This window comes from Paenibacillus sp. FSL K6-0276 (assembly GCF_037977235.1).
In the GTDB taxonomy this organism is placed as follows: domain Bacteria; phylum Bacillota; class Bacilli; order Paenibacillales; family Paenibacillaceae; genus Paenibacillus_AQ.
Map to the genome: position 1 here is coordinate 1,760,334 of NZ_CP150276.1, position 21,257 is coordinate 1,781,590.

A 21,257-nucleotide genomic window follows, 5' to 3' on the forward strand; every position below is an offset into this window, starting at 1 on the left:
GGATGAAATTTTGGCAAAAAATTTATGTCTTCTCGATTCTAGTCTTCGTCATTATCTTTAACGCAGCCTCCATTATGGTTATCGAGCGCAGCCACAATAGAATGCTCGAGCAGGAGATCAATAGTGCGTTAAGCCAAAATATGAGTATTCTATCCAGTGTCAACGCGATTGTACCGATCCTTCGCATCTATGATTCAATTGATTACGAGAAAACAGTATTAATGAGAATCGCTAATGAATTTGTTGGTACGAATAACGAACAGCGTGTTTATTTGGATATCAGGGATCAGAAGAATCGGGTGGTCTTCAGTAATACCGATTTCCAAATGCCGACACAACGTGATGAACTGGGCAAGCTGGGCACGGATGAAATCAATTATATTTTACGGGATATCGATGAGCAAACGATCCTGTTCACGTCAAATATGGTGGATGTTAACCGTACAAGCTATCTATTTACCTATATGGTAGATGTCACCTCTTTATATCAGGACCGTGTAGATCAGTATCAGTTCTTTGTACAAGTGGATGTGGTGGCTTGTTTCCTCTATATGTTGATCATGTTTTTTGTAAGCCGAGGACTGACGAGATCGATTGATCGGCTGGGTCGAACTGCTCAGGTCATTGCACAGGGGAATTTCTCGGAACGCGTCCAGTTAAAATCAAAGGACGAAATCGGGATGCTGGCTTACAATTTTAACAATATGGCCGCTGTTGTGGAGGAAACAATCACTGTACTTGAGCGGAACAATCAAGAAAAACAGCGGTTTATCAATAATTTTACGCATGAATTAAAAACACCGTTAACTTCAATTATCGCCTATGCGAATTTTATGAGGACAACCAAATACGATGAGGAAACGTTTCTGGACGGTTTGAATGTGATTTATTCAGAAGGCAAACGATTAGAGATGCTGTCATTGAAGCTGATGAACTTGATTGTGTTGCAAGAGGATGATTTCGAGATGGAGCTGCACGATTTGGGAGCGGTTATAGCTGAAATCAAGCCTGCGCTGGACATGATGGCCAAAGAAAAGCAGGTGACTATCGTCACTGAGTGTGAACCGGGCGAGCTGAGATTGGAGAAGGATTTGATCAAAGTTCTGATCTTCAATCTGGTGGACAATGCGCTTAAAGCTTCGAATGAACAGCAGACCATTACGCTGCGTATCGCATGGCACGACGGGCATTGTATGCTTGAAGTGGTGGATCAGGGCATCGGGATCGCTAAGGAACATCAGGATAAAATTTTTGAACCTTTTTATATGGTGGATAAATCCAGGACAAGAAACGGTAAAGGGGCAGGTCTCGGTCTTGCGTTATGTCAAAGTGTCGCGAGTGTCCACAATGCCGTCATCCGGGTAAATAGCAATGAAAACCATGGCACTACCGTAGACGTCGTATTCGCACTCGCACTCACCCATCCGAAAGGCGGGATAAAGGAATGAACAAGCTTATTTTAGTTATCATTTGTGTGTCGTTCATGATCCTGGCGACAGGGTGCGAGAGTGTCTTCAATACGATCCCCAAAGATACCGTCATGGTCAAAAAAATAATCAGAGAGAACGAGAATATTGAGGCGGAATATGAGGGCGTCCTGTCCCAGGATGCGGTGAAGACACTTAGTCTAAATGCAGTAAATAAGTACTTCGATGAAAATTTGACGATGGACGAGCTTCAATTCGAGTTGGAGGTTATTGATCAGAACAAGTTTAAAGTTATGCTAAATGAGGCGGAAAAGGGCCTCGTTACGCAAGCGGGACCAGTAGTTATTCCAGCAGAGGTTCCACAACTAAAGGTGAACGGTCAAATTGAGTTTGCTTCGTATTCTGGCGGCTTGTATTATACGACTCTGACCAAATCGACCGACCCATATGAAGGCTATCTAATCGTGCTGAATGCGAGGGACGGCGATGTCATTAGAGCTGTCAGGAGGGAAGAGGCGATACAGGATTATGCTAGGTCTACAATGGAAGACGATCTAATGGTAAAATATCATATGAACAAAGTTACCCCTCTCGCAACAGAATTTATTCAGGATAAAGGGAGCTATCCGTTGTCCGATCTATCGCTGAATGAGGGCATGACGCGCTCGGGCGGTGTAGTGGAATTGTATTACATGAGCAAGGACGGGGATAAGTTAAAATATGCTGTCACAGTCGATTTGAAACGAAATGAAGTTGTCGGTTTCAGTAAGGATGTCATGGCGCTGCTTAGTTACTATTCTAGGCTCTAAGCAGACCTCCCCGCATAACCCAGTGCTGCAAGACCAACCTGCAGTTTTTAGGAGTGCAAACAAAGGACCGTCAGGGAACAATTTATCCCTGACGGTTCTTTGTTTGTTTTTACAACTTCTATACAAGTCTATCTAACTACTCATATATCTCTGCACTATACTGATGGAGTAGCGCGGAGAGATAGAATTATGGGAAGGAAGATAAACAATGAGAAAAGCTATGTTAATCCTATTCACGTTTAATACGGTCATGGTCTCTGCTTGTAGTACCCCTGCTGGCGACAATGCGGGGGGAGCGCAGACGACTGGTAGTACCAGCAGCAATAATCAAGACAAAGAAGGAATGCCGGTTGATGAAACGAAGGACGGCAAGAAAACCGTTGTTGTATCTATGCTTTCAGCAGACGATTTCTACCTGCAAGCGAAGCAGAAATACGAAGCCCAGCATCCGAATACGACGATTCAGTTCAAGGAGTTTCCTACTGAGGGGGCAATGATGAACCCTGCTGAAGGAGAAAGATATATCAAACAGATCACTACGGAGGTTTTATCAGGTAAGGGAGCGGATTTATATGCTGTTTCGACTATTCCCCTGCCCATTGATAAGTATGTTAACAAAAAGGCTTTCGTTAATTTAGAGGAGCTAATGAAGAGGGATAAAACATTTGATCCTAGCCTGTACCAAATGAATATTGTTGAAAATTCCCGAATGAATGACGGTATTTATACCCTTCCTTTACAATTTTACATTGAAGCTTTGTTTGGGGATGCTGCAAATATCGAGAATGCTGGTGTCACCATCGATGATAAGAACTGGATATGGAGTGAGTTCGCAGAAATAAGCAAAGAGTTGGCTAATAAGGGAGGGCATTCCGTCTCTATGGGAAATCGGTCCCCGGAACTGCTGTTAAATAACCTTGTATCCGACAATTATGCCAAATTGCTCAATGGGCGAACGGCATCTTTTGACTCCGCGTTTTTTATAGATTTGCTTAAGCAAGTGAAATCATTGTATGACGACAAAGTTATAAAGTCGGATTTCGTTGATTCGCAAAAAACCAATTTCACGTTATCTTTAATCACTTCCCCTTCGGATTATCTTCTACGTCGCAGCTTATATTATGATAACGGAAAAATCTATCAAAAGCCGCATTCAGCCGACCAACAATCAGGTGTATCCTTTAGCGTGACCAGAGAGCTAGCGATGAATGCAAATTCTACGGTCAAAGGGGAAGCGTGGAATTTCATGAAGTTCTTAATGTCGGAAGAGATGCAGTCGTCCTTCCCGGAGCTAACCAGTATTTCTATAAATAAGGCGGTCAATGATAAAGCTATTAAAGATTTAGTGAAGCAAGGGGTCGTTAGTCATCCTAAGGCTGGCAAGGCCATTGAAGCATCCGAAGAGAATCTTCAACCATTTAAGGAAATGGTATCTGAGGCTCGTTTAAGAAATTATGGATACAATGACGAGCACAACATGCTTCCAACGATCATCGCAGAGGAAGCGAAAGCATTCTTCACTGGCCAGAAATCTGCCGAAGCCACCGCTAAGCTCATACAGAACCGGATAATGATCTATTTAAATGAATAAGGAGCAGCGGCATGGAGTAAAGCTGTGGAACGAAGAGGCTAAATCTATTAATGCTAGTCAATCCTCATGAAAGATAAAGGGAGAACAAACGTGAAAAAATCTACCGTTTTTTTAATGGCAATGGTTATGGTTATGGTTATCGTTACTGCGTGTAGCAGCCCGAGTAATGGTAGCGGAAGAGAAACAAATACATCTACAGAGGGAAAAGGAGACACTTCGGCAGGGAAAGATGGCAAGAAGATCAACACGGAGCAAAAAACGATCGTTGTTTCTACCTTTTATCACGGGGATTTCTTCTTGGAAGCAAAGAAGAGATATGAAGCGAAGTACCCTCATATTACAATCGATGTTCAATATGTTGAATCTACGGATGCAGATGCTGCGGCTAAGCTGGAAAAGTACGAGAAAACGATAGGAACGGCAATGTTATCGGGTAAAGGACCTGATCTGATTGAGATGGATCAATTGCCAACCGAGAGCTACGTAAACAAGAAGCTGCTAGCTAATTTGGGCACTATGATGGATCAGGACGACACTTTTAATAAGGACGACTATTTCAATAATATTTTTGAAGGAATCAAAGTAAATGGTGGATTATACGGAATGCCAATGGGCTTTTTCGTTTACGGGCTTATTGGCAATGAAACGATGATCGAGAAGAGTGGCATAAAAGTCGACGACAGCAATTGGGATTGGAGCCAATTTGCCAACACAACGAAGGAAATTAGCGAGACTGTGAACGGCGGAGCATCGGGGCTAGCTGTAGGTGGTTCAGGAGGTATAATTACAGCGGATTTTAAAATTAGTAAATATGTTAGTGAATTTGTTAACGACCAGTATGCTACATTTGTAGATCAAGAAAGCGGGAAGGCAAATTTTGAATCCACTGCTTTTATCGATTTGCTTAAGGAAGTAAAACGTTTAGTGGATGAGAAAGTTATTGATCTAGCAGCGAGTAATGTTATTTTTCGAGAAACTCAAATCAACTCCCCCGGCGACTATGTACGTGCGCTGAAGGAGAGTCAATTTTACCCGAATAACTCTGATTTCAAGTCTAAGCTTTACTTAAGACCGAATGGAAGCGGACAGGAAGCAGGGGGTTATTTTAGAACATATCAAACGGTAGGCCTTAATGCGAAGTCTGAAGTTAAGGAAGAGGCGTGGCACTTCTTGAAATTTATGATGTCTGAAGAGATGAAGGATGCAGCAAGCAGTACAGGATTTCCATTAAATAAAAAGAACTACGCACTGATTGCCGAAAAGGCATTGGAAAAAGGAAAAGTGGAGTCTGATCAGTCGATCGGACCGTTAAAAGGAGTCGTATATGACATTACGCAAGAGGACATCGACGAGCTGGAAAAGTTTCTGGTCAACGCGAAGTATCCCGTACAATTCAAGGAATCAAAAATCAATGAAATCATAACAGAAGAGTCCCACGCTTATTTCATGGGGCAAAAATCGCCCGAAGCGGTGGCAGGGCTTATTCAAAACAGGGTGACCACTGTATTAAACGAATAGGAAAGAAAATAGCGATGGGCCCTGAACAGTTGGTGCAGGGTTCATTCTCTTTTTCGGAAATGGTGAAGGAGGTATAAAGGTGAAAGACAATCTTTTCTGTAGAAAAATAAGGGGCAAGCTGCACCATGACTGGACCGTTGCAGCTCTGTTTCTGGCACCAAGCCTGATCGGTTTTTCAATCTTTTATCTCGTTCCGTTCGGCATGGGATTTCTTTATTCGTTCCAGGATAGTACGGTCGATGGTTCATTTGTTGGATTTGATAATTACGATACATTGCTTGCAAGTTCTTCCTTCCGCAAGGCAGCAACGAATACGTTTCTGTTCACAAGTGTGAGCGTGCCCCTCATGATCTTGTTGTCGTTGTTGCTTGCTCAGTTGTTAAACAAAAGGTTATTTCTTCGGAATTGGCTACAAACTGCTTTTGTATTGCCACTTGTCGTACCAGTAGCATCTATCGTTATGATCTGGCAAATGCTATTTGACTGGAATGGCACCTTAAATACATGGTTGCAGAACTTCGGTCTGGAGCGGATTGATTGGATGAAATCGGAGTGGTCAATTGGTGTGCTGGCCATCATATATACGTGGAAAAATATTGGCTACAACATCATTTTATTTCTAGCTGGGCTACAGAGCATTCCCAAAGACTACTATGAAACGGCAGATATCGAAGGAGCGAGTAGTATTCATAAATGGTTCCATATTACACTCGTTTATTTGACCCCGACGATGGTTTTTGTTGTTCTGATGTCTATTATTAATTCATTCAAAGTGTTTCGCGAAACGTATCTGCTTGCAGGCGATTATCCACATGACCGTATTTATATGTTGCAACATTATATGAACAACATGTTTCTTTCTCTCGATGTTCAGAAGCTGACTGCTGCTGCTGTGTTAATGGTAGGCTGCATTCTTATTTTTGTAATGATGATGTTAGCTGTCGAACGTCGTTTGAGGGATTCCATGGAATAGGCAAGGTGGTGGGAAAAATGACTTTCATTCGTAAGCTTACTCTATCATTAATTATGGGTGTGCTGGCCATGATGATGCTGTTACCGATAGTGATCACTGTCTCCAACTCATTCATGACGGAGGCCGAAATCGAATTTAACTATCATCTCATTGGCGAATTGATCAATATTGAAGCAGGGGAAAAGGACGAATTTATTAATGTAAAGCTGATTCCTGATTGGGTATCTTTCCGTCAATATGCGGAGGTGCTGGTTCACAAACCTGTGTTCCTCCAAATGTTTTGGAATTCTGTGTTTATGGTCGTACCAATTATTGTTGTTCAAGTGCTGGTTGCGTCATTAGCTGCCTATGCGTTTGCAAAGTTGAGGTTTCCGGGACGAGACAAGTTGTTCCTTCTATATGTTGTAACTATGCTTATGCCATTTCAAGTGACACTCGTGCCCAATTATATCATTGCCGATAAGCTGGGGCTTTTGAATACAACCTCAGCAATTATATTGCCGGGTATATTCAGTGCTTTCGGTGTATTTATGCTCAGACAGTTCTTGATGCATATTCCTAATTCTTATATCGAAGCGGCCAAAATAGATGGGGCGAGCCATTTGAGAATTTTTTATCAAATTATTATCCCGCTTGTTCAACCCGGTATTGCTGCGCTCGTCGTTCTATTATTCGTTGATAATTGGAATATGGTTGAGCAGCCGCTTATCTTTCTTGAAGATGCATTTAAACAACCGTTGTCGCTGTATTTGTCACACGTTAATGAGGAGGCAAGGGGAATTGCCTTTGCTGCATCTGTTTTATATATGACTCCGATGGTGGTGTTGTATCTGTATTCTGAATCTTATTTTGTACAGGGCATTCAGCTATCAGGAGTTAAAGGCTAGTCTATTTACGGGGGGATATGAATGGAAATGCAATCTGCCAGTGAACCGGTATCTGGACGCAAAAGGAGGATTCGCATCTTCTTTGGCTTATTTATGTTGTTACTCGTTGCATTCACGCTGTTCAGCAACACTCTAATGGCGTTAACGTTGCCTAAGGTTGTAATGACAACAGCGGGAAGAGGGGAGCTAAATCATACTTTTCAAGGTATGGGAATTGTGAAGTGGAGAGAGGAGGCGGCTTTAACGGGCGCTGCGGGAGGTAAAGTTGAGAAGGTTCATGCCAAGGAAGGCAAGTCTTTTAAGAAAGGAGCGGTACTTGTTGTTTACAACCAACAGACTACCCATCGTCAGATAGAGGATGAGCAGGCATATTCTAGCCAGTTAAATCTTACGTTAGAGGAACAGCAAAATAGTTTTAAGGAAGCTGCGAGAAGCGGGGATGAGCAGACGATCGAAAGCACTATGCGTGCTATGAAGAAGACCGAAATCGACATCGATGTTGAAGGACGGAAAATTCAGAGACTGCAGGAGGATTTGCAAGAAAATAGCGAATTGATTGCACCTTTTGACGGGGTAGTTACGAAGGTTAATGCAGTAGAAGGGCTTGGTTCTAACGAAGGAGAATCTGATGTTATTATCGCGAATGTGAACCTCGGTTTTGAGTTTGAGTTTGCGGCTCCTACGGCATTAATTGATGATCTAGAAAAAGGAGCAAGATTGATTGTTCGATTAGGAGGCAGTAATGCCAGACAAGTCGAGGGGAGAATTGAGGCTATTAAAGATACCGAACCACTTAGTGAATCAGGAAACGATGGAAACACACCTGCTTACAAAGCTATGAATCAACTGGTTATTACTATTGAGGATAAGGAGCTAAAGGGCGGGGAGTTGGCAGAGACCCAGTTGATCAAAACGGTGAATGATATGCTCATAGTGCCGAATAAAGCCATCCACAAAGAAGGAGACAAATCGTACGTATTTGGCGTGGAGGAAAGAATGGGACCGCTAGGCAACAGCTTTTTTGTTAGCAAAACCTACATTACGATCATTGATTCGAATGAAGCTCAATCGGCAATAGAGGGTTTAATGGAGGAGCAACAGATCATCTTGGAGAGCGGTGATCCGCTACAAGAAGGCGATAAGATTCGATTACACTAGCTAATAAACGTGTTTAAACAATTTGTTCAATCCGCGGTTCAATACGTGAACTGGATGTTAAAGTGTTAAACATTGCCGGTGAAGAGTCTTTGGCGTATTTAAGCGGACGGAAAACAGCAGAAGAAGTAGCCAAGCTGATCCAGAATCGGGTAACAACCTATTTAAACGAATAGGAAGATACCAGGAATCAGCCCACATTCGTACGCTGATTCCTATTTCACAGAAGAGGGAAAGTCCAATATAGATTTTATTTTTTTATCGGGAGGTACATTTATGCATAGGCCAAAAAAGACGTGCATGGTAATGGTGCTAAGCGCCGCGATGTTGAGTCCACTCGTTTCCTTTGACGTGTACGGGGCACTCGCAGCGGATTTTTCCGTTTCCCAAACTGCTGCAGCCACGTCTAGCCTGACATTGGATAAACTCAGCTCGGTCACATTGAAGCAGAGCGTCAGTGTGAAGCTGACGGATATGGATATTTTTGCTCAGTCTGACGGGAATATTCTCACATACACGCTTCGTTACAGTAATAACAGTGGCAGTAGAATAGATCTTATCGATTATTTTTCCAAGGTCTCCACGCCGAGTGGCGCAATCGTAAAAGGAAAAGAAGTTACGAGTGATGCTGGTAAAAGAACGGTGCCTGTGAATAGCAGTCAATCCGTGACGTACTATGTGAATATTGGAAAATCGGCACAGGTAAACGGAATTAAGGTTTCCATGTTCGGATGGGATTTTAGCAGCGGCACTTATGAGAAAAAGCTGGGTGGTTTCACGATTCCGGCCCAGTACTCATCCGTAGTTCCTGTAGGCAAGAGTAAGAAGATTAAGATGAATAATCTTTCAGTTACGGCCAAGGCAGATACTGTGCAGAGGTATAAAATCAACGGAAAAGTATATATAAAATTGGAGCTCAGGCTCGCGAATGGGGGAACTAAGGTACTTAGCGATCCTGGATATAAAGCATATCTGAAGTCGGCTGGCGGCTCGGTATTTGAGCTTCTGCCCGATTCTGCCAGCACGAGCTTTAAGCTGCAGCCTCAGGAGAGCAGAATTGTCTACTATTGGACAGAGGTTCCTTCCACGATGAAGACTACTGGTATGATATTGCAGCTCGCGCAAGAAGACGAAGCTCTGAAAATAAATCTTCCGGTGCAATCGTTCAAGCTTCCAGCGGCAGTTTCGGATACCGCCGTGGCTGCAGGTAAAAGCGCAAATTTGATGATGAAACAGCTGCCTGTTACGGTCAAGGCGGAAAGTTTGCAACGAATGAAACATAATGGAAAAGTGTATATGAAGGTCGGGGTTAATCTCGCAAACGGAGGAAAGAGGGTACTAAGCGATCCTGGATATAAAGCACAGCTGAAGTCGGCTGGCGGCTCGGTATTTGATCTTGTTCCTGAGGACGATACAGGGAACAGCTTCAAGATCCAGCCAGGACAGAAACGAACGATTTATTATCAGACAGAGGTTCCGTCCAATCTGAAAACAGACAATATGACGATGCAATTCACGCAGGAGGATGAAGCTTTGAAAATGACGTTACCGGTAAAAACCTTCAAGCTACCCGCTGTTACCGCTGATGTGCCTGCGGCGGATTATGCTGTCAAAAAAATATCCGTTAACCATCAAACGATTGAAACGCAGTTGAAAAGTGCTTCTGTTTATGCCGAGAACGACACCGCTAAGTGGAACCTTCAGTTCCGCGTTGAAAATCTCGGTGAAAAATCAGTGAAGCTGCCGGCTTATGAACTTTCCATCCAAACGGCTGAAGGCTACAGTATACCGGTGAATGCGAAGGCGCTCGACAATGTTACGCTGAAGGCGCTGGAGGAGAAACTCATTGATTTCAGTGCGGATGTGCCGTTACATGTGAAACAGAACATGCTGCAGCTGCAAATAACGGAGCCTGCGGTGGAAGGGAAATTTAGCTTCCCGGCAGGCCGATATAAAATTCCTTATGCTCAAGAAGGTAAAAATCATCTGGGGTTGGAGAACATCATGGAAAACGATCATGGTACATTCGGCGTAAAGCTGAGTTCATATCAGCGGCTGCCTTGGGGAGATGGGGATCAAATTGCAGCCCGTATCAGCATTCGTAACACCAAAGCGTTAACCGTACAGCTGCCTGAACTCAAAGCCAAAGTTAATGCTGATATGCGGGATCTCAGCAGTACGGCCCAAATCGTGGTACCGAATGATCAAACGACCCTGGCGCCTAATGAAACCGTAGAGATGTATGTGCTTGCCAAGGTGCCGTATTCCTACAATTTTAATCAATTACGAATTGAGCTGCAGGAAATTTCAGGAGAGGACGTCACGAGGTTTCTGTCGCTAAATACCCGTGCGCTCAACAATGTGATGAACCAGGTTGCTGTAGGTGACTCTTATCGCATCCATACGCCGGGCAAGAAAGCGGAAGTCCGTGAACGCATGACTACCGTTTACCATGACAGCAGCTCCAATTTGATTTATACGGAACTGGAGATGGCCAGTCAGGAAACACGTCAATCCAAGCAGGTGCAGCTGGTTGCTTACTATAAATCACCGGATAACGAGTATTTTGAGGCAGAGGTTAGTCAATCGTCCAACAAAACAAGCCCGAATGGAAAAAATCTGGTTACGGTTTGGAGCAAGCTTCCGCTGAATGTAAATACTTCACAGCTTGTATTGTATGTCGGCGAAGGTGTAGCAGGCGGAAAGCTGACAGAACTTGGGGAAGAATCAACGGCAGTCATTGGATCGATCAATACCGTGGGATTAGCACTTAGCCCTAGAGCTATACAACCAGCAACGAGTCTAGGAAATGTGGAGTTGTTTCCTTATAAACTCTCCATTACGAGAGGAGAAGCTACGCTTAGTGGAGGGAAAGACATGCTCAATACCGTTATTCATTATAATCTCTCCAGAAATGGCGATTACGAGACAGGCGAATATGAACACAAGCTCATTATGGAAATTATTGACCCGACCGGACAATCCACGGAGAAGACTTTAACACTCGGCACCGATTTGACCATCGGCAGCAATAAAACATACTCCATTACATTGAATAACAACTTCCGCAAAAATGTAAGCGGAGGGGGAGTTCGCATCAATCTGTATGATGAGTTCCAGGGGCGGAGAATGCTGCTTGGAAGCCAAGCGTATCCAGTGATTTATGAAGAGAGCTCAAGCAAAGGAAACGGCGGCGCGAGCGAATAAAGCATCAAGGAAGGCGCATACGCAGATTTCAATAATGGTATAAATACTTCAAAGAAATCTGGGGTAAGAGCGATCGTAAGAATCCGTATTCGTAGTGATGCTTAGTCTTAATTTATTCGTAGTGATGTTTATTTCTCCATAGGAATTCTCAGTGTCACTTGAGTCCCAACTTCGATAATACTGTTTATTGATAATCCATACTCTGGTCCATACATCAGCTTGGCTCGGTCATGTTCATTTTTGAGTCCATAACATTAGATTTTGTTACTAGTAAATGAGGAAGTCGCTCTGGCGTAATTCCAATTCCATTGTCATTAACTTGAAAAACAATACACGGATTATCCCATTTTGTTGAAACGCTAATTTTTCCGCCGCCTTCTTCTCGGTTTTCAATCCCATGAATAATGGCATTTTCAATGAGGGGCTGAAGCATTAGATTAGGCATGTGGCAAGTAAGAATCTCCTCATCTATTTGGTATTCCACCTCAAAGCTATTGCTGTGCATGATGAGCTGAATACTCATGTAGGATTGTATGTTAAGAATTTCGTCCGAGACTAAGATCATATTGTCGCCCTTATTCAGGGTGGTTCGATAAAATGTGGACAATAACTGAGCCATTTCACGATAGGAAAAGCGGGAGGAAGCTTGGGTTTCGGGAAATAGCAGCAGACTTTGATATCCATTCAAATTGATATAATCAGCTGGGGTTCCTAATAGCGATAGGACAAAGCTTTCGAATTCCGGTCCGACATGTTCAAAAAAGTAACTTTATGCTCCCTTATCAGATCAAGTATTTTCTGATAGAATATTCTTTGTGCAATAGATTGGACAAGTGCTTAATATGAATACAATGATTAAAGGAGAGGTTTATACATGAGAGCAGAAACAACGGGCCGGGTAATGCTTGTAGATGGAATGGCTCTGCTGTTCCGGGCCTTTTATGCGACCTCTTATGGAGGATATATTCGCAAGACAAAAGCTGGATTGCCAACAAATGCGGTGTATGGTTTTTTGCAGTATTTTTTCGATGCGGTAAGTACATTTGAGCCATCTCATGTCGTATGCTGCTGGGATATGGGCAAAGGAACGTTCCGCACAGAGAAGTACGATGGATACAAATCGAATCGGATTGAAGCGCCATTAGAGCTGATTCCGCAGTTCGATCTAGTAAAAGATGTAGTAGCTGAGCTTGGGGTGCCGAATATCGGACTAGCTGGTTACGAAGCGGATGATTGCATTGGTACGTTAGCTTCTTTGTACAGTGATAATTCTGAGGTATATATATTGACGGGTGACCATGATATGCTTCAGCTCATCGATGAGAACGTTAAGGTCGTAATTATGAAAAAGGGTCGCTCTAACTATAAAGTGTATGACCTTGCAGAGTTGCTGGAAGAAAAAGGTCTAACCCCTAGACAGGTCATTGACCTGAAGGGCTTCATGGGTGATACCAGTGACAACTATCCAGGGGTAAAAGGGATTGGTGAGAAGACTGCGCTGAAGCTATTGACCGAATATGGCACAGTTGAAGGTGTAATTGAGAATCTGCATCTGCTTCCTAAAGGTGTGCGTACCAAAATCGAAGCAGATCTGGATATGCTGCATTTATCTCGAGAGCTAGCAGAAATCCGTTGCGATGTACCGGTGGTCTGCGAGCTAACGGAAGCCTTGTGGCAACTACAGCGGGAAACAGCCGCGCGCAAATTTCAAGAACTGGAGTTCGGCAGCCTGATGCATTTGATCGCTGAGGTGCAGGACGAACGGGGAATTGTACAGATTGAGTTAGGCGATTTGGGTTAAGGATAAACTCTCTTCATGCAAAGGGGCATGAAGAGAGTTTTATTAAAATATAAGAACGTATAAGTTTCACGCTATACATTATCCCTATATTTCTCGCTTAAACGCCTTCGGCGTCCTTATAAGGACGCCGAAGGCGTTTATACTTGTTGTGATAGCGCTTCATTCGACGTATAATTAGGGCTGGTAATTGCTTTTTTTAATGATTTTATTCATTGGTGTATGGGTAGCGTATTAACTTCTAACTAGAGAAAGGGAGATAATTGCTGTGAAGCTATTGGGAGCGATTGAAGCAGGCGGAACAAAGTTTGTATGTGGGATTGGTTATGAGGACGGTACTATTATTGACCGTGTGAGCTTTCCGACTACCACTCCAGAAGAAACGATGGGACTAGTGATAGACTATTTTAGAGAGAAGAATGTAGAAGCTTTCGGAATAGGATCTTTTGGACCGATTGATCCTGTGCTGGACAGCCCTACTTATGGCTATATAACAACGACACCAAAACCTCACTGGGGACAATATAATCTGGTGGGTACAATGGCTGAGCAATTTAATGTGCCGATCGGATTTGACACGGATGTGAATGGTGCTGCGCTTGCTGAGAGTAAATGGGGAGCGGCTAAAGGTTTGGACAGCTGCCTTTATATTACGGTTGGGACAGGCATTGGAGCGGGAGCGGTTGTAGGTGGCCAGATGGTACATGGATTGTCTCATCCTGAAATGGGGCATATTCTAGTTCGCAGACATCCAGAAGATACGTTTGAGGGCTACTGTCCATATCATGGCGATTGCCTTGAAGGGTTAGCCGCAGGTCCGGGGATCGGTAAACGCTGGGGACAACCGGCAGGCGAGCTACCGGTGGACCATCCGGCATGGGATATGGAAGCTCACTATCTAGCACATGCACTCATGAACTATGTGCTGATTCTGTCTCCTCAAAAAATAGTAATGGGCGGTGGTGTCATGAAGCAAAGTCACCTGTTCCCGTTAATTCGTACCAAGCTGCAAGAGCTGTTGAACGGTTATGTTCAGCATCCATCTCTTAATGTCGACATCGATAATTATGTTGTGTCACCGGGTCTTGGAGACAATGCAGGGCTTGCTGGAGCGATTGGATTGGCTACATTGGCTTTAGCTAGAAACTAGTATAAAAAGACATTGACTGTAAGGTAATATATGGTATTGTAGAATCTAACAGTATAGCATTTAATGAGGGAGCACCTCTTTCACGTTTATCGTGAGAGAGGTGCTTTTTTGCGTTTCGGGGTCTGATTGAGAAATAGATTCTCTCCCTCCGAAGGAGGCTCTGCCCGGAAGGTTATTATGCTTGCTGTAAGTTGAGAAAGGTAGGGATGAATATGCAAATTGTATTTATGAACCGTTTATCGAGAATATCTGGAGTGGATCAAGAGGTGTACGCCCAGTTGTGGATTGGGGAGGAAGAAGGGATCTGGAGTCTGGGCTGGTGTGATTTTTTAGGAGGAGAGAATTGCATCGAGAATTTATGGTATGAAGGCGGTTCATGGAATGAAATGCTCTGTGTATACAGGCATGAGCTGGCAGTGAAGATGGGAGATGGCTATCGACCCTTGATAGATGGGATATTCCACGAGAAAGATGGTCTTACTGGACGTAATCAGGAGCAGTTGAAGCTTCAATATTACAGCGAACATCATGGAAATGAAGCCATTTATGAGGAGTTATGTACTTGGCGCCGCGGAAAAGCTTCGAGTGAACGGAAGGCGCCCTATATTCTCGCCAGCAATCGTCTGTTGCGCTTGTTAAGCACGTTTCTACCGCATACACCAGAGGAACTGTTGCAAATTCCAGGTGTAGGAGAAGGAAAGGTGACACAGTTTGAGGAAGATTGGCTGGCTATAACTACTGCGGTGGCAAGGGAACATTCCTTTCCTCTGAATTGGGTACACGAAGTAATCGAAGAGGAGTCTTTTGTATCTTGGCTTTATAAACAGAAAGAGGTCAAATATAAGAAGCAACTAGAACGACTGCGCTTACAGCGGATTCTGCTGCAGGGAATCGAGAATGGATTGGGTTTGGAACAACTTAAGGTGAATAGTGGAGTGAACCGCCGTGAACTGATTGAAGCCGTAGAGGAACTAGAAAGAGAAGGTTACTCTGTGGAGAAACTGATCGACGTAGAGCTTGGCTATATGCCGCAGAATGAGCAGGAAGCGGTATGGAATGCTTATGTCGAGCTCGGGGATCTCTTCCTAAAACCGGTGTTACATAAGGTGTATGGAGAGGATTTTTCCGCTGCTGAAGGATTGGATATTTATTATGAGCGTCTGCGGTTGATCCGCATCCGTTTCCGTCGAGAGCAAACGCATAAAGTGGGTATAGCGACTAGTTTATAATTGTGATTTCTCATACCAAAAAGACGAAGGCTTCCGTATACCTTACGGTTACAGGGCCTTCGTCTTGCTTATTCGTCCGATTCGTTTCATAGCCATTCCTTCTTGCGGAATACATACAGCATCCCACAGCCCAGCGTCAACATAACGCCTATAACGCCATAATAGCCGTATTTCGTATGAAGCTCAGGCATATGATCAAAGTTCATACCATAGATTCCCGTAATTACGGTCAGGGGCATGAATATTGTTGTGATCGCCGTAAACACTCTCATAATTTCATTCGCGCGGTTGGCGATACTAGATTGGTATGCCTCTCGTAAGTTGCCCATGAGATCGCGGTACGTCTCAAAGGTTTCAGATATTTTAACCGCATTTTCATAAATATCGCTGAAATATTTCTGCAGCTGATCATCAATCAGACGGAGGTCTTTTTTATTCAGAGTATTGATAACCTCTTTTTGTGGTCCCAGCATCTTCTTCAACCATAGAATTTCACTTCGCAGACCGATAATTTCGCTGAGATGTGACTTCTTGGTGTGCATGAGGATATCCTCTTCTAGCTTCTCAATCCGGGCTTCAATTCGGTCGCCGACGGAGAAATAATTGTCCACGACAAGGTCAATAAGTAAGTAAAGGAACATATCCGGTTCACTTACCTCTTGCTCCCAGAGCATAGGCTTCAAGATTCGCAGCTCATTGATCTTTTGTTTCGTTACGGTGATGATGTAATGTCTTCCAAGGAATACATTGAGCGCCCGTAGGAAAATTTCTTCATCATCAAAGCGGATGCTATTTACAACTATAAAGTAGTGACTTTCGTATATTTCGATCTTCGGACGCTGATCCTCTTCGCTAAGGCAATCCTCAACAGCTAGATCATGTAGGTTGAACAAGGGCTGAAGCAGCTCCAAATCCTCTACATCGGCGTCAATCCAATAGAACCCTTCCGTTGGGGGTGTCAATGTTTCATCAATTTCATCAATAGGTGTAAAAACCCCTGCATTCACCAGCCGGATTTTCATCTGATTCCACTCCTCCTGTCCCCAGGTCTTCACCAGGGACTGCTAATTAAGCACAGAGAAAAAAATCAGCTTGGCCGGGGTTACAATCAATACAAAAGGCCAAATGACGTTTCGAGGGCATGAAGAAGAACTGCTCCCGCCGCCGGCAAGCTGATGATTATCCTGTGTGGTTGCTCATTCTGTACACTTAATTGCGAGCTCGGGTCGCCTTCCATCCTTCTTCTCACCTCATCTTTTCGTTCAGGTATGAAATACTTGTCTAGTATAACAACGGAGTATGCCTCTTTCAAGCTAATTTATTGTGATTTTGAGGCTCCTTCAGCATTGTATGGACTTGACGAAAAGGAGGTTCATGATTTAAAGTGATTTTAAAGTAATTTAATTGAATACAGCTAAATCTTATCAAGAGCAGGTGGAGGGACTAGCCCTATGAAACCCGGCAACCGGCGTGTGAACGCACGGTGCTAATTCTTGCGGAATTTCTGCTGACGCCTAAACGTCTTCAGAATCATTCTGGCAGATGAGAGAGGCGCATATGACTGTAGATATGACCTTTCTCGATTTCCGAGAAAGGTCTTTTTATTGTTCAGCAGGCCGCAGTGCGGCAAAATAACTTAAATTCAGCTAAGGAGTGGAAAGACAATGCCAATTAAAATTCCCGACAGTTTACCCGCGAAAGAAGTACTATCCGGAGAAAATATTTTTGTGATGGACGATAGTCAGGCTTTCCATCAGGATATCCGTCCACTACGGATTGCTATTCTGAACCTCATGCCGACTAAAGAGACGACAGAGACTCAATTGCTGCGTTTAATTGGAAATTCGCCACTACAAGTTGATGTTACGCTACTGCATCCACGTTCCCATATTTCCAAGAATACTTCTGCTGAACATTTGAAGAGCTTTTACAAAACCTTTGACGAGATCAGCCACCGCCGTTTGGATGGCTTAATCGTTACAGGTGCTCCTGTAGAGCAATTGGAGTTCGAGGATGTATCGTATTGGGAAGAACTGAAAGAGATTTTTGAATGGAGCAAGGACAATGTGACTTCAACCATGCATATTTGTTGGGCGGCACAGGCAGGCTTATATCATCATTTTGGTGTTCGTAAAGTGGCATTGCCTGAGAAATGCTTTGGCGTCTTCGCTCATACGATTAATCAAAATAACATTAAATTGTTGCGCGGCTTTGACGAGGTGTTCCATGTACCACACTCCCGACATACCGATGTCTCCCGTGAAGATATTGAGAATAATCCAGATCTGCAGATTCTGGCGGAATCCGAAGAGGCTGGTATGTATCTAGTGGCTACAAACGACGGTAAACAAATATTTGTGACCGGTCATTCCGAATACGATCCTTTATCCTTGAAATGGGAATATGATCGTGATGTGACAAGAGGGATGGAGATGGCTTTGCCGAAACATTACTTCCCTAAAGATGATCCAGATCGAACACCTCCAGCTGTGTGGCGCGCGCATGCCAATTTATTATTCTCTAACTGGCTCAATTACTATGTATATCAAGAAACGCCTTATGATATCGACCCCATTGTTTATTGATAACAGGCTACATTATAAATTAGGAGGCATTAATCATGGATGACAAACTTAGGATTGAAAGCAGACTGGCTCAAATAGGTTCTCAAGAAGATCCAGCCACAGGAGCAATTAATTTTCCGATTTATAATGCAACGGCATTTCGTCATCCAAAACTCGGTCAGAGCACAGGGTTTGATTATAGCCGCACCAAGAGTCCGACCCGTTCAGTGCTTGAGAATGCAGCTGCGGAACTGGAATCTGGAGATGCAGGATTTGCTTGTAGCTCAGGGATGGCAGCTATACAAACGGTTCTTACCTTGTTCGCTCAAGGTGACCATCTGATCGTTTCACTGGATCTTTACGGCGGTACCTATCGTCTGTTGGAACGGATATTGTCCAAGTTTGGAATCACTGCTTCTTATGTAGACACGAATGATTTGGATGCACTGGAAGCTACGCGTCGTCCGAATACGAAAGCTGTATTCATTGAAACGCCAACGAATCCGCTTATGATGATCACGGATATTGAAGCCGCATGCACCTGGGCCAGTCACCATGGGCTGCTTAGCATTGTAGATAATACGCTGCTGACACCATTTTTCCAACGGCCTATAGAATTAGGTGCGGATATTGTAGTTCATAGCGCTTCTAAGTATTTGGGGGGTCATAATGACGTACTGGCAGGTCTAATTGTATCTAAGGGTGTAGAATTATCAGCTGAAATAGCTATTCTACATAACTCTATTGGCGCTGTGCTCGGACCAACGGACAGTTATCAGTTGATGAGAGGCTTGAAGACATTGGCGCTGCGAATGGAGCGTCACGAGAGTAATGCACTAGCGATTGCCCACTACTTACTAGAGCACCCAGCGATTGCGGAAGTGTTCCATCCAGGATTGCCAGATCATCCGGGATTTGAAATCCAGAATCGCCAATCCTCAGGCAATACCGGGATTTTTTCTTTCAAATTAAAAGATGCCAGATACGTAGAGCCTCTACTTCGTCACATTCGTCTTATTGCATTCGCAGAGAGCCTTGGCGGCGTAGAGTCACTTATGACTTATCCGGCTGTACAAACGCATGCTGATATTCCTGTGGAAATTCGAAATGCTGTGGGTGTAGATGACCGTTTGCTGCGCTTCTCCGTCGGTATTGAACATGCGGAGGATTTGATTGCTGATCTTGGCCACGCACTGGAGGCAGCAAGGGCAGAAATTGAGTCGGAATAACCGGGATTTACTTTCAATCGAGCGTTAGTCGAGAAATAGAGAATAACTGGCAGTATCGCTTATTGCGATGCTGCTTTTCTTCTGGATGGGATCTGGCGAAGAACGTAAAAGCATTTTTCAAGCTGTTCAGATTGTGATACGATGAGAAAATGAACTGTTCATTTCTACGAGGAAGGGTTGTCATCTTTAAAGGAAGACAACGTCTTTTCTTCCTGTGATTTTGTGATTCTACCAATACCCCTAAGGGTTTAAAAGGAGGATGCGAACGATGAGTGCGATAGATCTTATTTTGGACAAAGCCCTAAGGGGTGAACGTCTCCAATTGGAAGATACCATCCGACTGTTCGAGAGCAACGAAATTGAGAAAATGGGTGCTGCTGCAAACACCATAATGGAACGCTGGCATCCGGACCCGATGGCCACGTTTGTAATTGGTCGTAATATTAACTATACGAATGTATGTGATGTCTACTGTCGTTTCTGCGCATTTTATCGCAGACCGGGATCGGATGAGGGCTATGTACTGCCGGATGAGACGATCTACCAAAAAATCGCTGAGACCATTGCTGTAAATGGTACAGAAATACTGATGCAAGGCGGAACGAACCCTAATCTTCCTTTCAGTTATTATACAGATATACTGCGTGGAATTAAGCAACGGTTCCCTGAGATTACAATGCATTCCTTCTCACCAGCGGAGATTATGAAGATGAAAGAGGTATCTGGATTATCCCTTGAAGAAGTGGTTCGTGAAATCCATGCTGCTGGTCTGGACTCATTGCCAGGTGGCGGCGCTGAAATTCTCGATGACCGTACACGTCGCAAAATCAGCCGACTTAAAGGCTCGTGGCGCGAGTGGATGGATGTAATGCAGACGGCACATAAGGTTGGTATGAATACGACAGCTACGATGGTAATTGGACTTGGTGAGAGCATGGAGGAGCGGGCACTGCACTTACTACGTGTGCGCGAAGCTCAGGACGAGTGTATTGCCAACAAATATGATTCAGAGGGCTTCCTGGCCTTTATCTCTTGGACTTTCCAACCGGACAATACTAACCTGAAGTTGGATAGACAATCGCCTGAGGAATATCTGAAGACGGTAGCCATTAGTCGTCTTGTTCTAGACAACATCAAGAACTTCCAGTCCTCTTGGGTAACTATGGGGCCAGAAGTTGGTAAGCTTTCCCTTCAATATGGCTGCAACGATTTCGGCAGTACAATGATTGAAGAGAACGTAGTATCTTCTGCGGGCGCGACTTACAAGGTCAACATCGAGTCCATTACCCAATTGATTCGAGAAGCAGGCAAAATCCCTGCTCAACGAAATACGCGCTACGATATTCTGCGGGTGTTCGATGACGCTAATGCGAAGATTGATAATGATTTCATCATGCAGAACTAATACGAAATTTATACGGATATATTTAACGCTTGTTTATTGTTCATCCTCTTATAGGGATGAATGATAAACAAGCGTTTTTGGTGTGTGAATAGTTAGAATATTCTTATCAAAATAATAATTGCTGCAATGATTCCGACAGCAATAAGAAGGTTTGAAACTTCGCTCCAAAAACCGGGTGAACCTTCAGAATGAAGTTTCCTTTGATTCACATCAAAATTAGCTTTCGCTGCGTCAGGGTCTGGTAAACGATTAAATTGGTTAGGGTTATTATCATCAAACATAAGAGGACCTCCTAGGTTGATTTTGGTTGATTAT

The 21,257-nt window shown here is 43.7% G+C and carries 17 protein-coding genes and 1 riboswitch; of the genes, 14 read left to right on the top strand and 3 right to left on the bottom strand.

The annotated features are described in order from the left end of the window. Nucleotides 1-2: 2 nt before the first annotated feature. The 8 genes from MHH52_RS08055 to MHH52_RS08090 all read left to right on the top strand — a co-directional run bounded on the left by MHH52_RS08055 (nt 3) and on the right by MHH52_RS08090 (nt 11,567). Nucleotides 3-1,448, top strand: coding sequence for a HAMP domain-containing sensor histidine kinase (locus MHH52_RS08055; RefSeq protein ID WP_340007808.1), 1,446 nt, complete (start codon nt 3-5; stop codon nt 1,446-1,448). After that, entirely contained in the window at nt 1,445-2,236 is a 792-nt protein-coding gene (locus MHH52_RS08060) for a hypothetical protein (protein ID WP_313641771.1), read from the top strand. The genes MHH52_RS08055 and MHH52_RS08060 overlap by 4 nt, the downstream gene beginning before the upstream one ends. A 208-nt stretch (nt 2,237-2,444) precedes the next feature. Continuing rightward, entirely contained in the window at nt 2,445-3,827 is a 1,383-nt protein-coding gene (locus MHH52_RS08065) for an ABC transporter substrate-binding protein (RefSeq protein WP_340007809.1), read from the top strand. 90 nt (nt 3,828-3,917) lie between these two features. Next, nucleotides 3,918-5,345: an extracellular solute-binding protein gene (locus tag MHH52_RS08070; RefSeq protein ID WP_313641773.1), complete on the top strand. Its 1,428-nt coding sequence runs from the start codon at nt 3,918-3,920 to the stop codon at nt 5,343-5,345. 106 nt (nt 5,346-5,451) lie between these two features. Continuing rightward, entirely contained in the window at nt 5,452-6,318 is an 867-nt protein-coding gene (locus MHH52_RS08075; protein WP_313641776.1) for a sugar ABC transporter permease, read from the top strand. Nucleotides 6,319-6,335: 17 nt separating this feature from the next. Continuing rightward, nucleotides 6,336-7,205, top strand: a complete 870-nt coding sequence (locus MHH52_RS08080; protein ID WP_340007810.1) for a carbohydrate ABC transporter permease — start codon at nt 6,336-6,338, stop codon at nt 7,203-7,205. A gap of 21 nt (nt 7,206-7,226) precedes the next feature. Continuing rightward, complete coding sequence (locus MHH52_RS08085; protein WP_313641775.1) at nt 7,227-8,363, top strand: efflux RND transporter periplasmic adaptor subunit; 1,137 nt, start codon at nt 7,227-7,229, stop codon at nt 8,361-8,363. 273 nt (nt 8,364-8,636) lie between these two features. Beyond that, on the top strand, nt 8,637-11,567 hold the full coding sequence (locus tag MHH52_RS08090; protein WP_340007812.1) for a hypothetical protein: 2,931 nt from the start codon (nt 8,637-8,639) through the stop codon (nt 11,565-11,567). A gap of 214 nt (nt 11,568-11,781) precedes the next feature. Here MHH52_RS08090 and MHH52_RS08095 read toward each other — a convergent pair whose 3' ends face one another. Next, nucleotides 11,782-12,255, bottom strand: coding sequence for an ATP-binding protein (locus MHH52_RS08095; protein WP_313638485.1), 474 nt, complete (start codon nt 12,253-12,255; stop codon nt 11,782-11,784). Between the two features lie 186 nt (nt 12,256-12,441). Here MHH52_RS08095 and MHH52_RS08100 point away from each other — a divergent pair, with 186 nt between their 5' ends. The 3 genes from MHH52_RS08100 (at nt 12,442) to MHH52_RS08110 (ending at nt 15,744) form a co-directional block, all read left to right on the top strand. Then, nucleotides 12,442-13,368, top strand: a complete 927-nt coding sequence (locus tag MHH52_RS08100) for a 5'-3' exonuclease H3TH domain-containing protein (RefSeq protein ID WP_340007813.1) — start codon at nt 12,442-12,444, stop codon at nt 13,366-13,368. A gap of 265 nt (nt 13,369-13,633) precedes the next feature. Continuing rightward, complete coding sequence (locus tag MHH52_RS08105; protein WP_313638487.1) at nt 13,634-14,515, top strand: ROK family protein; 882 nt, start codon at nt 13,634-13,636, stop codon at nt 14,513-14,515. A 212-nt stretch (nt 14,516-14,727) separates the two neighbouring features. Further along, entirely contained in the window at nt 14,728-15,744 is a 1,017-nt protein-coding gene (locus MHH52_RS08110) for an HRDC domain-containing protein (protein ID WP_313638488.1), read from the top strand. A gap of 86 nt (nt 15,745-15,830) precedes the next feature. On the opposite strand, the gene corA is transcribed toward MHH52_RS08110, so the two are convergent. After that, nucleotides 15,831-16,766, bottom strand: a complete 936-nt coding sequence (gene corA, locus MHH52_RS08115; RefSeq protein ID WP_042125638.1) for a magnesium/cobalt transporter CorA — start codon at nt 16,764-16,766, stop codon at nt 15,831-15,833. 396 nt (nt 16,767-17,162) lie between these two features. Further along, nucleotides 17,163-17,293, top strand: a riboswitch (SAM riboswitch). Nucleotides 17,294-17,408: 115 nt separating this feature from the next. Between corA and metA the strand changes: the two genes are divergently transcribed. From metA to mqnC, 3 genes are all read left to right on the top strand, one after another. Next, nucleotides 17,409-18,329 carry a homoserine O-succinyltransferase gene (metA, locus tag MHH52_RS08120; RefSeq protein ID WP_313638489.1) on the top strand — a complete coding sequence of 307 codons (921 nt, stop codon included), beginning with the start codon at nt 17,409-17,411 and terminating at the stop codon, nt 18,327-18,329. A 35-nt stretch (nt 18,330-18,364) separates the two neighbouring features. Beyond that, nucleotides 18,365-19,537: a PLP-dependent transferase gene (locus tag MHH52_RS08125; protein WP_313638490.1), complete on the top strand. Its 1,173-nt coding sequence runs from the start codon at nt 18,365-18,367 to the stop codon at nt 19,535-19,537. A 268-nt stretch (nt 19,538-19,805) separates the two neighbouring features. Continuing rightward, nucleotides 19,806-20,942 (top strand): cyclic dehypoxanthinyl futalosine synthase, encoded by a 1,137-nt coding sequence (gene mqnC / locus MHH52_RS08130; protein WP_313638491.1) that lies wholly within the window; start codon nt 19,806-19,808, stop codon nt 20,940-20,942. Between the two features lie 92 nt (nt 20,943-21,034). Here the strand turns inward: mqnC and MHH52_RS08135 are convergent, their stop codons facing one another. After that, complete coding sequence (locus tag MHH52_RS08135; RefSeq protein ID WP_313638492.1) at nt 21,035-21,223, bottom strand: hypothetical protein; 189 nt, start codon at nt 21,221-21,223, stop codon at nt 21,035-21,037. Between the last annotated feature and the right edge of the window lie 34 nt (nt 21,224-21,257).